Below are 12,325 nucleotides of genomic sequence, written 5' to 3' on the forward strand. Positions count from 1 at the left end.
GCTTCAGCGCGTCAGAGCCGCCGTTGCCTGATCGAGCCAGGAAAGCACCGCCTCATCGGAAATCAGCGGCGCCAGCTTTTCGCGTGTCTGCTGATGATAGCTGTTCATCCAGTCGAGCTCCTCGTCCGTCAGCAGAGACGTGACGATTAGCCGGCGGTCGATCGGGCAGAAGGTCAGGGTCTCGAAGCCGAGCATCGGCAGTTCACCGCCACCGATCTCGCTGGCCTCCAACACATGCACCAGGTTTTCGATGCGGATGCCGAAGGCGCCGGGGCGGTAGTAGCCGGGTTCGTTCGACAGGATCATGCCGGTCAGCAGTTCCTGCATGGAGGCGCGGGAGATCCGCTGCGGACCTTCATGGACGGAGAGATAGGAGCCGACGCCATGGCCGGTGCCATGGGCGAAGTCGGCGCCGGCCTTCCACAACGCGATGCGCGCCAGCGGGTCGAGATCGACACCGCGTGAACCCTTGGGGAAGCGGGCGGTGCTGATGGCGATCATGCCCTTCAGGACGAGCGTGAAGAAGCGCCGCTGGTCTTCCGGCACGGTGCCGATCGCCACGGTGCGGGTGATGTCGGTGGTGCCGTTGATGTACTGGCCACCGGAATCGATCAGGAACATGGTGCCATCGGCAATGGCGAGATCGCTTTCCGTCGTCACGCGGTAATGCATGATCGCGGCATGCGCGCCGGCGCCGGAGATCGTGTCGAAGGAAATGTCCTTCAGCGGGTTCTGCATGCGCTCGCCGACCGACTTGCGAAACGCTTCGAGCTTCACGGCGGCGGCGATCTCTGTGACTTCGCCGGGTGTCGTTCCGTCCAGCCAGGCAAGGAATTCGACCATCGCAGCACCATCCTGCAGATGGGCGCGGGCGGAGCCTTCAAGTTCGGCTGTGTTCTTGCGGGCGCGGGGCAGGCGGGCGGGATCGATCGCCTCGATCACAGTGCCACCGCTCACACGAATGCGCTCGGCCAGCGCGAAAGCCGCATGATCCGGATCGATCATGATCTTCGCACCGGTCGCTCCAAGGGCTGCAACCTTTTCCTCGAACGAGGAGGGCGCCTCGAAGTTGGCGAGTTGCGTCAGGTAAGCCTCTTCCTCGATGCCGGTCTTGCGCTTGTCGAGAAACAGTTCCGCCTTGCCATCCGCATGGACTATGGCGCGAGCGAGCGGATGCGGGGTATGCGGTACGTCACTGCCGCGGATATTGAAGGTCCAGGCGATCGAGGAGGGATCGGTCAGCACGACGGCATCGGCACCGGCCTTTGCGATTTCGGCCGCCATGGTGGCGAGCTTGTCCTTGGCGAGAAGGCCGGCATGATCGAGGGGCTGGATCTTGACGCGGCCGAGGGGAGCGTCGGGACGGTTTTCCCACTGCTTGTCCAGTGGATTGTGATCGAGGAAGACCAGCGCGCCGCCAAGCCCCTGCAATGCCTTTTCCAGCTTGCGGACTTCCGCGCCGGTGTGCAGCCAGGGATCGATGCCGAGGCGGAAGCCCTTGCGGCCGTGACGTTCGAGCCAGACATGCGGTGATTCACCGACGAGGTCGCCGCCTTCGAAGACGCTGCCATCCACCTGTTCAGCGAGCTGGGTCACGTAGCGGCCATCCACGAAGACAATTGCCTGACTCTGCGTGATGAGGGCGATGCCGGCCGAGCCGGTAAACCCGGTCAGCCATGCCAACCGCTCGGACGATGCCGGGACATATTCTCCCTGATATTCATCGGCGCGCGGCACTAGGAAGCCATCGACGTTCAGATCGACGAGTGCTGCGCGCAGCGCGGTGACGCGCGCCTTGCCGAATTGCGGTGTGGAGGTGACTTCAAAGGACTGGAACATCTGGCTTTTCCATATTTTCGCAAAATGAGGAGCCGATGGACAGATCGCGCCGGGCGACCGTTACAGCCGATTCCTCAAAGGGTGGACATAGTCTAGCGGAAACGGGCCGGGCAGTGATAGCCCGTGTTTCTTGCCCGTCCGGTTAGCCCTTGACGAATTTCCGGATGATCTCCCAGGTCAGCCGCTGATTGTTGCGTGCCCAGCGATCGTCGGTAAAGAAAACCGGTTCGGCAGGCTCCCAGCCACTGCAGCTGAAATCCGACTGCCGGGCAAAGAATGTGACGAAATCAGCCTCGCTGTCCCATTGGGCGATCGGCTCTTCGACACTGTGTCCGCCATCCTGGATTTCACGCAGCGTAATCGTGTCGCCCGTCCGGATCAGTCCGTGTCCGCAATAGTCGCGATGAAACTGGTGGATCAGCCCGGTGCCCGGTTCGCAAGTTATCAGCTTGCGATACAGATCGCGCGCCACCCGGGCGCCGAACGGTGCATGGCTCAGGCGATCGCGGCATTCGAGATGCCGCCGCTCCCTCTCTTCCTCCGAAGCATCGATCAGAGGGTAGGGCGGCCAGGCGGGCATATCCGCCGACGTCTTGCCCCGCATAGACTGCAGTATCGACCCGACGATCCAGGCGATGAGGCCGAGGCAGATCAGCGGTATTACTGTCGCAAGCATCCATCCTCCTTCGGCGCTATGTCACATTTATCATACTTATGCGTTTCATGCATGGCACCCATGCTGCATTGCACCTAGACCGGTTCGAAAAATAGTCTATAAATCCACTTAACGAACGCGGATGCAAATCCGATGTTCTCGCAAATGCCTTCGGGCACGCGCTGCACGGTCTGAATATGGTTGGTCATCCTTCTCCTCCTCCCTCCGGGTGGCCAATTCCAGATCGTGAAGAGTCCGCTTGAGCGCTCCTCCTCCTCAAGCTCGCGGACATGGCCGGCTTGCCGGTCAGCGGGCGATGCTTCGGCATCGCCTTTGTATTGAAAACCCGCTTGTCCATGACGGACAGGCGGGTTTTTCTTTTCCGAGATTTTGAAATGGATGCCTTCCGCCCGAAGGCGGAAGCGCTTCAGGCACGATCGAGATGGATCGTGACCCAGCCGTTGCGCCAGATCGTGCGGACATGGCGCAGGTGCTGGGCGTTGTAGGCCGACAGAACCTTCCAGCGCTGTGCGGCCAGGATTCCCGAGAGAATGACCGAGCCACCGGGTGCCAGATGGTTTGCCAACTGCGGCGCCATGCGGATCAAGGGCCGGGCGAGGATGTTGGCGATGATCAGGTCGAACGCGCCATGGGCGTCGAAGGCCGGCGAATGGAAGCCGGGCGCGGTGATCGTGGTGATACCCGTCGCGATACCATTGCGCTTGACGTTTTCGGCGGCGACCCGCGTTGCGATGGGGTCGATATCCGTCGCCAGCACGGGCACATGCTTCAGCTTTCTTGCCGCGATCGCGAGGACGCCGCTGCCGGTGCCGAGATCGAGCGCATTGCGCACCTTGCGGGACCGCATCACGGTTTCGATCACTTCGAGGCAGCCCGCTGTCGTGCCGTGATGTCCGGTGCCGAAGGCCTGGCCGGCATCGATCTCGATGGCGATGTCGTTGAGGGCGACCTTGTTGCGGTCGTGCGAGCCATGCACGAGGAAACGGCCGGCGCGCACCGGCGACAGGCCTTCCAGCGACTTGGCGATCCAGTCGACATCGGGAATGACTTCCCGCTGGATTTCGGCATCGGGGAAACGTTCGCCGATAACGCCGGCGAAGCGCTCGCGCATTTCTTCTTCTTCATCGAAGTCGATATAGATGGAGGCTTCCCAGATATCGTTCTTCTCGTCCATTTCCATCGTTGCGATGGCGTAACCTTCGTCCTCGAAGGCGTCCGTCATCAGTGACATCGCGACCTCGGAGAGGATCTCGGTCGTGGTGATGAAAAGGCGCATGTCGCTCAAGGTCGTTATCCTTCGGATCGGGCAGGGGGACGGCTGTGCGGGCTCTACCATGCGCTGCGATCAAAGGTAAAGCGTTCAGCGCTTGGTCAGGTTCTCCAGCTTTTGAACCGCCGTTTCGGGATTTTCGCCATAGGCGATCGTTCCGGTGAAGGCGCCCTTCGCATCGAGAAGGAAGACCGAGGCGGTGTGATCCATCGTATAGTCGCCATCCGGCTTTGCCTCGTCCAGCGGGATCTTCTTGGCGTAGACGCGGAAGCCCTTGACCATCTCCATGACCTTGTCCGCCGGACCGGAAATGCCGGTGATGCGCTTGGAAACGTTGGAGACGTACTGGTTCATGATCTCGGGCGTGTCGCGCTCGGGATCGACGCTGACAAAATAGGCCTGCAGCTTGGTGCCATCAGGATCGACCTTTTCCAGCCAGCCGTTGAGCTCAAACAGGGTCGTGGGGCAGACTTCCGGGCAATGGGTGAAGCCGAAGAAGAGGGCGGACGGCTTTCCGGTGAAGGCCTTTTCGGTGATCGGCTGGCCTGTCTGGGAAACGAGCTCGAACGGGACACCAAACGGACCGGCCGCCAGCTGCTCCTTGGGATTGCTCATCCAGTACGCGACATAGCCGAGGACGGCTGCTACGACGGCGACCGCCACCCATAGAACAATACGCAAGGTCTTCATCGAAACATCCGCTTATCTGCTGAACTGTGGCAGTTGAGATAGCGGTTCGGCACGCGCGTTGCAAACGCTCAGGCTGCCAGCGTCAAAATGTGGCAGGCCCGCTCGGAAACACCAGGAAAGTCAGAAGCACCAGGAAAGACCGTTTTCCGCCATGGCCAGAAACATCTCCGGTCCCTGGACGATCCAGCCGGCAAAGGCCGCGCCGGCCAGAAGCAGGACACAACCGGCCGCGACGGTTGCGATCAGGGTCCTCGGGTATGTCGGGGCATCGTTGTTCATGAGGCAATGATACCGCTGCGAGCTCCGGATGAAAAGGCGGTTTTGCCTGCCTGCGGCCGCGCCGCTGCATCGGGTGTCGTTAACATTGGGTGATCATTTTAGTGAAAGTTTAATTTGTGTTTGCCATGGTCTAGGGGCGTGAAGGGGTGCGAATCCTCTTTTTGACATGACGTCGCCGGTTTTTGATCGAGTCCGGGTCCCGCATTGTCCATTCCGTCGTCCGTGCCGAAAGCATCGGGCTCCGCCGAAAACTGGGAAGAGTTCTGATCATGAACAACAGCGCCATCAAGCAGTCCGGTGCCTATCTGGAAATCGTGTCCTTTCATCTGGGTGATCAGGAATTCTGTATCGATATCATGGCGATCCGCGAAATCCGCGGTTGGGCTCCGGTAACGCCGATGCCGCACACGCCGCCCTACGTTCTCGGCCTGATCAATCTGCGTGGCGCGGTGATCCCGGTCATCGACATGGCCTGCCGTCTCGGCATGAAGATGACAGAGCCGTCCGAACGTTCGGCCATCATCGTCACCGACATCGCCGGCAAGCTGGTCGGCCTGCTGGTCGAGCAGGTTTCCGACATGATGACCATCAAGAGCGAGGCCTTGCAGCCGGCGCCGGAAATCATTCCGGAGGCCCAGCGCGCCTTCTGCCGTGGCATCGTGGCCCTGGAAAAGACCATGGTCTGCTTCCTCAACCTCGATACGGTCATCGCCGACGAGCTTGCCCAGGCCGCCTGAGCCGGCCACATTTTCTGTTGAATATCCAACGGACATCGCCCGGTTTGCCGGCGGTGTCCGTTTGCGTTTGTGTCGGATGGAGTGAAAGCGGCTTGGCGCGCGTCTTGCTTCCGGTCTAGTGTCGCGCTCAACGCTGGGGGCGTCCCCCCAGCCGTGAGATAAAGCCGGAACGGAGATCGCCCATGAAATGCCTCTTGCTCGTCGATATCCAGAACGGCTTCTGCTCCGGCGGAAACCTGGCCGTCCCGAACGGCGAGGATGTCGTGCCGGTCGCCAACAAGTTGATCGCCGAGGGCGGATATGATCTGATCGTCGCCTCGCAGGACTGGCATCCTGCCAACCACGGCAGCTTTGCCTCTCAGCATCCGGGCAGCAAGCCTTTCGAAATGGGTACGCTCGGCGGCAAGCCGCAGATGCTCTGGCCGGATCACTGCGTGCAGGGTAGCCGCGACGCCGATTTTCATCCGGCTCTGAACACCGGCGCCGTCGATCACGTTCAGCGCAAGGGCGAGAACGTCACCGTCGACAGCTATTCGGCGTTCCGCGACAACGACCGTGCCGCACTAACCGGATTGTCCGATTATCTCATTGGCAAGGGCGTCGATACGCTCGATGTCTGTGGCCTCGCGACCGATTATTGTGTGAAGGCATCCGCGATCGATGCCAAGGCGATGATGCCCGGCACGGAGGTGCGATTCATCACCGACGCCAGCCGCGGGATCGATGCGGCCGGTGTCGAGGCGGCGATTGCCGAGATGAGATCCAAGGGAATCCGCATTCTTGCATCGCAGGATATCCTCGCGGCGGCCTGATAGTGCCATCCTGGCCTATTGTGGAGCGCCCTCGGTCCAGGTGACGTTCTGACCGAACAGGGGAATGGTGGAGATCGACATCTTGGCCGACCCGTCGGTCAGTTCGCGCGAATGCGCCAGATAGATCAGCGTATTGTTCTTCTTGTCATAGACCCGCGTGACGACAAGCTTCTTCCAGATCAGCGACAACCCCTCGCGGAACACTTCCTCGCCTTCGCGCGACAGATCGATATCGTCGATGATCACCGGCCCGGTCTGGCGGCATGCGATCGAATTGTTGGAGGGATCTTCGAACCAGTTGCCGTTCTTCAACCGATCGATCACGCTGCGATCGAAATAGGTCACGTGGCAGGTGACGCCTTTGACCTTGGGATCGCTGACCGCATCGATGCTGATATCATTGCCAAGCCAGTCGACGCCGACCTCTCCGACCGTTTCGGCGCGAGCGGGCAGGGAGCAGAAAACGGCTGCGGCGAGGGTGAGGGCACTGAGCAGGCGGACGGGCAAAGGCATCGGGTTCTCCTTGAGGGCCTCCCTGACATAGGCGCGCCGCCCGACAATGCAAGCCGTGAGCGTCAGGCGCTATGGGAGAACGGCAGTGATGGCGCTGAGGTGGCGGCTGCTGCCCGCATCTGTGCTGCTGCCCCTGCCAGTGCCCGGGTGCTGGCCGAGGAATAGAGGCTTTCGGCCACGCTGAACCGGTCCCGTCCAGCCGCCTTGGCCTCGTAAAGGGCCGCATCGGCCCGGATCATGACATCGGTGACGGCGCCTCCGCTTTCGCCGGTCGCCAATCCGATGCTGACGGTCAGCGAAATGTCCGTGCCGTTGATACCGCCGATGCGAATGGCACGAACGGAGTCACAGATCGCTTTGGCGATTTCGATCGCCTCCACCCGGTCGATTCCCGTGAGTACGACTCCGAATTCCTCTCCCCCCAGGCGCCCGAGAATGCCCCGTCCGGCAAGCGTTTCGCGGACCGTCCGGCTGAAGTGAGTGAGTGCGACATCTCCACCGGCATGGCCGTGCTGGTCGTTGATCTGCTTGAACCGGTCGAGATCGAGCAGCATGAAGATGCTCCGGTTTCCGGCGGTTGCTGAAAACAATCGCTCGGCCTGGGTCATGAAGGCGCGCCGCGACAGGGCGCCGGTGAGGTCGTCATGCGCGACCATGTGGCGTAGATTGGCAATCATCCAGCCGTGCAGCATCAGGATCACGCCGAGGAAGAACAGCGGTATGATCAGATGCCGTGCCGTCATGAGCGTCGCGGTCCAGACTTGGGGAGGTGTGACACCGCCAAAGCCTGGAAGGCCGGTGCTGAAGACCACAACCCGCATGGCATGGATACCAGCCACCGCAAATGCTGCGACACAGCAGAGCAAGAGGTAGAGCATGATTCCGCGCTCCCTTTGCCAATGGCGCGCAATCGTCAACCCAACCAATGTGTAGATCAATCCGGCGAAGCCAGCGCCGAGGCAGACGCGTGCGGCGGCATTGTCGATCCCGTAGCTGAAGAACATCAGGATCAAGGCGGTGCCGGAGAGCGTGAGGGCGAAGGGCCATGGTCCAACGGGCGCGCGGCCGAGAAATTGACGAAAGCCGGCAAGGATCAAAAGGGCTGCGGCAATGTTCAGGACCGTTGCCATCACGGTATGGACCCAGAGCGGGGCGAGGCCGGATGTCAGGCCGAGAGAAGTGCCCGCCGCGGCCAGCGCACAGGCGCCGCAGAAGCTTGAAACACCGGGAACACCAATGGTGCGCAGGGACAGGAGGACGGGAAGCATCACCAGAAGCGAGATGACTGCAATGGCCGAAAGAAAGCTCATGGACGCGAATTCCTGCCTTATGCGCTGAAAATGATCTGGGTCCGATCAAGCGGATAAGGCCGAATTCGTAAGTGGTGCCGCTTTAATTTTTTCAGTCGAAATTCGCTGCAATTTTAATCACTGCGGTCACCTTCCGGCAATTTCCACCGGTCTTTGAGACTTTGCTGATCGAGACGGTCTCCAGCGTTTCGAGACCGCGCCGAAATTGCCAGTTTGCGGCGAAGACACCGCGCAGATTCCATCATGTTTCGCGTGGCCTCTCCGCGAATCAATGGGAATGAGGCAGAGATTGGCTCGACAGTTTCAAGTTGTCAGCCGTGCGAGCAGTGATGCGACGGGCCACGTTTTGTCTCCCGAGACTTAGGGATAGACCCCGCCATATCCCGGCCAAAAACCCGCTTGTCTTAAAGCTGTCCTTAATATTGCCAAAAAGTAAGGTTTTGAGGCCAGTCACCGGCGCTTAGCGTTGAGATTACGTTCCAGTATCAGGCTTTTGAGAACGCCGTCGCATGGGTGACGGTGAATGGTGACGTCGTGGCGGGAAGCAAGACTTCTCCGCCTTATTGCTTGCAGCACATGCTGCCCCTTCCGTGCCACTCATGCTCCTCTTCATTCCAGGGGAGCCAGCGTAAAGGAATTGGTTACCATACTTTGTCATTCTTCCCATCAACCGGCATGTGCAGGCAAGCGCGAGATTGAGCGCCCGACTGACAGTGGACCGGCCTTGGCGGCGGCGCGTTTCGTTGTCCCCAATGTGAGTAATGCGTTTCGGGTAACGAGTATCATGGCGTCAGCAGTCGAAAAGTGCAGGCACGCAGCCTCTTCGGTGAAAGCGGTTTCTCGCCCGAAAAAGGCGGGACGGTTTTTCTCCGGTGCCACCGTGATCGGGGTCGGTATCGCCGCCTCGGTCTGGATGGTCGCCACCTTCGCTGTCATGCAGAACATGGGGACGTCCGGCTCTGCCGGACAGAACCCGCGGCTGGAGGCCTCGCTGGGCCTCAACCCGATCATTCGCGCCACGCCCAAGCAGGAACGCGTGGTTCGCCTCAGCAAATTCTCGCGGCTCACCGTAAAGCCGCAGATGAATCTCGCGGCGCAAGCCGTGCCGCACAAGAGCACGGTGGCGGTCGCGATGGCAAAGCCCGCCAGGGATTTTGCCGAACGGTCGATCGTCGTGGCGCTGGCCAGTGCCGCCGCTACCCGTGGCGACAATATGGTCACCGGCTCGGTGCCGGTCGTGGCGAATGCTCTCGTGGAAAATGTCTCGCTTCAGGATCAGGGTCTGAACAAGCCGTTCAACCTGGTCATGCAGGAGCCTGCCTCGTCGCTGAACGGCATGCTTCCCGATCTCGGGCCGCTGCCGCTCGCCAAGCCGCGCAGCCTTGCGAAGATCGATGCGGACGAGACGCCGGCCGACAAGACATTGGCGGACAAGGCCAAGAAGCCGAAGGTCAAGGAACTCGCCTATGTGCGTCCCGACATGCCGATGGCGGATGACGACGACGACATCCAGCCGAGCTTCCGCGGCAAGAAGGGCGTCGCCTATTACGATATCTCGGCGGGCGTGGTCTACATGCCGAACGGCGAGCGGCTCGAAGCCCATTCCGGCATCGGCAAGATGCGCGACAACCCGGCCTATGTGCATGTGAAGATGAAGGGGCCGACCCCGCCCGGCACCTACAAGGTGACCATGCGCGAGGCCCTGTTCCATGGCGTTGCCGCCGTGCGCCTGACGCCGACGGACGGTGTTGCCCCGCATGGCCGTGTCGGTCTTCTGGCCCACAGCTATCTCTTGCGGAACCGCGGCGATAGCCATGGCTGCGTCGCCTTTGCCGACTATCCGAAGTTCCTCAAGGCCTTCAAGCGCGGCGAGATCAGCCATATGGTCATCGTGAAGAGCATGAAGGGCAAGTTCGCGCCACGGCGCACATTCGCCTCGCTGTTCTCCCGCAAAGGGTAAGCATCCGGGTACGATGGATTTGTGAGAGGGGTCGGGATCACCGGCCCCTTTTCCGTTTTGCCGCCGCTTGAAATCGGCCCCGCCGGCCATAGTCTTTGCAGCACCCTTGCCAGAGGAACGCGCTCTGCCGCGGACCGGACCGCGTGGCGGATGGGGTGGGATGCAAACCGGGAGGAGAGGCTGATGGCCAAGAATACGATCTGCTTGTGGTATGACAAGGACGCGGAAGCCGCCGCCCGCTTCTATGCGGAGGTGTTTCCCGACAGCGCCGTCAGCGCCGTGCACAAGGCGCCGAGCGATTATCCCTCCGGCAGCGAGGGCGACGTGCTCACTGTCGAGTTCACGGTCTTCGGCATCGCCTGCCTCGGGCTGAATGGCGGGCCGATCTTCAAGCACAACGAAGCCTTCTCCTTCCAGATCGCCACCGACGATCAGGAGGAGACCGACCGCTACTGGAACGCCATCGTCGACAATGGCGGCGAGGAGAGCGCCTGCGGCTGGTGCAAGGACCGCTGGGGCATTTCCTGGCAGATCACGCCGCGCGCCTTGACAGACGCACTCGCCGCCGGTGGAGCCGAAGCCAAGCGCGCCTTCGATGCGATGATGGACATGAAGAAGATCGACGTCGCGACGATCGAGGCGGCGCGGCGAGGGTAGGGGGCTGGTTTTTGCCCCCTGGACAAGACCCCTCCCCAACCCCTCCCCACAAGGGGGAGGGGCTTAACCTGCAGTCTCTTCCGCGAAAATGAGCCATCTGTGTTGCGAGAGGCCGGCTGCGTGTCAGCCCTCCCACCTGTGGGGAGGGCGGCGAGCGAAGCGAGCGGGAGGGGTGTGGCTGCCGCTGAATAACTGGCTGGGAAAGGGGACTGAGTTCGACGAGCGACCATGAGCGACACCCAATCTCTGTCGACGCAACTTGACCGTTATTGCCTTCCTTTCCCCATCCCCGCAGCCACGCGAAAACCCTCACGCGGCGCGTTTCGCCCGTGGCTTGAAATATGAACTCGGCCGGGACACATCGTGTGCCTTAGTGAGTAGTTAAGTAATTGACACGCGATGTGTCCCGTCTCGGTGGTTTTTACCTGCAACTCCGGTTTCTCTGCCAGAACGGCACCCCTTTCGGGGGACCACCAGGGTCTGGCGGCATTGGCGCCGCCATCCGGTCTGTTGTGTGCCTCACAGGCACGCCCCGATCGTGTTTCAAACGGGAGGGAAACCACTTTCTGCCAATCCACCGGACAAGGGCTTACGTCTGTCCCCCATCCGGNCGCCGCCATCCGGTCTGTTGTGTGCCTCACAGGCACGCCCCGATCGTGTTTCAAACGGGAGGGAAACCACTTTCTGCAGGCCCTCCGGATCGTGCCTGCGTTTCAAACACAGACCAGGAGCACCGGCCCCACCTCGCCGGCAACGCTTTCCGGTGTATCCGATGGCAGGACGAGGGGAGTATGGCACGGGGCGATGGGGGCGGGGATTTGCGGGGATGAATTTTGTCGTGAGCGTGAAAACTGCACCGGAGAGTGTCTGCTTTTCACGCGTGCTGATCTGAGATAAGGTATTGCGAGGTAATACCTGAGCGCCGGAGTGATCAAGTGACAGCAGTGACGTCCGTCAAACTTGAAGACGAGTTGAAAACCCGCGTGCAAAACCTGGCTGCGGCACGCCGCCGGACGTCCCACTGGATCATGCGCGAGGCGATCGCGCAATATGTCGAGCGCGAAGAGAAGCGGGAAGCGTTTCGTGAAGAGACGCTCAAGGCCTGGGAGGAATTTCAGGAAACTGGTCTGCATGCCAGCGCTGACGATGTGGAGAAATGGTTGTCGAGTTGGGGTTCGGAAAACGAGCTGCCGACACCGAAATGCCAGCCGTATTTTTGCTCCTGCCGCGCTCCGAGACCTCGAAAGGCTGCGTGAATTTCTGCGGGTGAAGAACCCGCAGGCAGCGCGGCGGGCCGCAGAGGCGATCCTGCATGGAACACGTATCCTGGGCCTGCAGCCGCATATCGGCCGCCCGATAGATGGGTTGCCGGATGAATTTCGTGAATGGCTGATCGATTTCGGAGATAGCGGCTATGTGGCTCGGTATCGGTTCAATGGCGAGGTCGTCACGGTGCTGGCGGTGCGGCATCAGCGGGAGGTGGGGTTTTAATGGGATTCTCCCACAAGTTGCCTTGGAGTAGGGACTTTGTGACATTTCCATTGTGGCAAGAACCAAATATAAATCAGCGCTCTTGACGAGG

The 12,325-nt window shown here is 60.9% G+C and carries 13 protein-coding genes; 6 read left to right on the forward strand and 7 right to left on the reverse strand.

The features are described 5' to 3' along the window. Nucleotides 1-3 precede the first annotated feature (3 nt). From ASG68_RS19465 to ASG68_RS31940, 5 genes are all read right to left on the reverse strand, one after another. Complete coding sequence (locus tag ASG68_RS19465) at nucleotides 4-1,839, reverse strand: aminopeptidase P family protein (protein ID WP_062580066.1); 1,836 nt, start codon at nucleotides 1,837-1,839, stop codon at nucleotides 4-6. Between the two features lie 142 nt (nucleotides 1,840-1,981). Beyond that, nucleotides 1,982-2,515 carry a hypothetical protein gene (locus tag ASG68_RS19470; protein ID WP_062580068.1) on the reverse strand — a complete coding sequence of 178 codons (534 nt, stop codon included), beginning with the start codon at nucleotides 2,513-2,515 and terminating at the stop codon, nucleotides 1,982-1,984. A gap of 406 nt (nucleotides 2,516-2,921) precedes the next feature. Further along, complete coding sequence (locus ASG68_RS19475; RefSeq protein ID WP_062580070.1) at nucleotides 2,922-3,800, reverse strand: 50S ribosomal protein L11 methyltransferase; 879 nt, start codon at nucleotides 3,798-3,800, stop codon at nucleotides 2,922-2,924. A 75-nt stretch (nucleotides 3,801-3,875) separates the two neighbouring features. Then, a complete protein-coding gene (locus ASG68_RS19480) occupies nucleotides 3,876-4,475 on the reverse strand; it encodes an SCO family protein (RefSeq protein ID WP_062580072.1) in 600 nt (199 codons plus the stop codon). A gap of 120 nt (nucleotides 4,476-4,595) precedes the next feature. Then, nucleotides 4,596-4,754 (reverse strand): hypothetical protein, encoded by a 159-nt coding sequence (locus ASG68_RS31940; protein ID WP_164491895.1) that lies wholly within the window; start codon nucleotides 4,752-4,754, stop codon nucleotides 4,596-4,598. A gap of 269 nt (nucleotides 4,755-5,023) precedes the next feature. Here ASG68_RS31940 and ASG68_RS19485 point away from each other — a divergent pair, with 269 nt between their 5' ends. Together ASG68_RS19485 and pncA are read left to right on the forward strand one after the other, a co-directional pair. Next, complete coding sequence (locus tag ASG68_RS19485; RefSeq protein ID WP_062580074.1) at nucleotides 5,024-5,491, forward strand: chemotaxis protein CheW; 468 nt, start codon at nucleotides 5,024-5,026, stop codon at nucleotides 5,489-5,491. Between the two features lie 182 nt (nucleotides 5,492-5,673). Further along, nucleotides 5,674-6,303 carry a bifunctional nicotinamidase/pyrazinamidase gene (gene pncA, locus ASG68_RS19490; protein WP_062580076.1) on the forward strand — a complete coding sequence of 210 codons (630 nt, stop codon included), beginning with the start codon at nucleotides 5,674-5,676 and terminating at the stop codon, nucleotides 6,301-6,303. Nucleotides 6,304-6,318: 15 nt separating this feature from the next. Here the strand turns inward: pncA and ASG68_RS19495 are convergent, their stop codons facing one another. Next, nucleotides 6,319-6,816, reverse strand: coding sequence for a CreA family protein (locus ASG68_RS19495; protein WP_062580077.1), 498 nt, complete (start codon nucleotides 6,814-6,816; stop codon nucleotides 6,319-6,321). 62 nt (nucleotides 6,817-6,878) lie between these two features. Beyond that, nucleotides 6,879-8,126, reverse strand: coding sequence for a sensor domain-containing diguanylate cyclase (locus ASG68_RS19500; RefSeq protein WP_062610049.1), 1,248 nt, complete (start codon nucleotides 8,124-8,126; stop codon nucleotides 6,879-6,881). An 826-nt stretch (nucleotides 8,127-8,952) separates the two neighbouring features. Between ASG68_RS19500 and ASG68_RS19505 the strand changes: the two genes are divergently transcribed. The 4 genes from ASG68_RS19505 (at nucleotide 8,953) to ASG68_RS19520 (ending at nucleotide 12,234) form a co-directional block, all read left to right on the forward strand. Further along, on the forward strand, nucleotides 8,953-10,086 hold the full coding sequence (locus ASG68_RS19505) for a DUF2778 domain-containing protein (protein WP_062580081.1): 1,134 nt from the start codon (nucleotides 8,953-8,955) through the stop codon (nucleotides 10,084-10,086). Nucleotides 10,087-10,269: 183 nt separating this feature from the next. Continuing rightward, nucleotides 10,270-10,743 (forward strand): VOC family protein, encoded by a 474-nt coding sequence (locus ASG68_RS19510; RefSeq protein ID WP_062580083.1) that lies wholly within the window; start codon nucleotides 10,270-10,272, stop codon nucleotides 10,741-10,743. Between the two features lie 935 nt (nucleotides 10,744-11,678). Next, nucleotides 11,679-11,999 (forward strand): CopG family ribbon-helix-helix protein, encoded by a 321-nt coding sequence (locus ASG68_RS19515; RefSeq protein WP_062580085.1) that lies wholly within the window; start codon nucleotides 11,679-11,681, stop codon nucleotides 11,997-11,999. Nucleotides 12,000-12,009: 10 nt separating this feature from the next. Then, nucleotides 12,010-12,234 (forward strand): type II toxin-antitoxin system RelE/ParE family toxin, encoded by a 225-nt coding sequence (locus tag ASG68_RS19520; RefSeq protein WP_413814031.1) that lies wholly within the window; start codon nucleotides 12,010-12,012, stop codon nucleotides 12,232-12,234. Nucleotides 12,235-12,325: the final 91 nt, after the last annotated feature.

This window comes from Rhizobium sp. Leaf453 (genome assembly GCF_001425605.1).
Taxonomy (GTDB): Bacteria; Pseudomonadota; Alphaproteobacteria; order Rhizobiales; family Rhizobiaceae; genus Pararhizobium.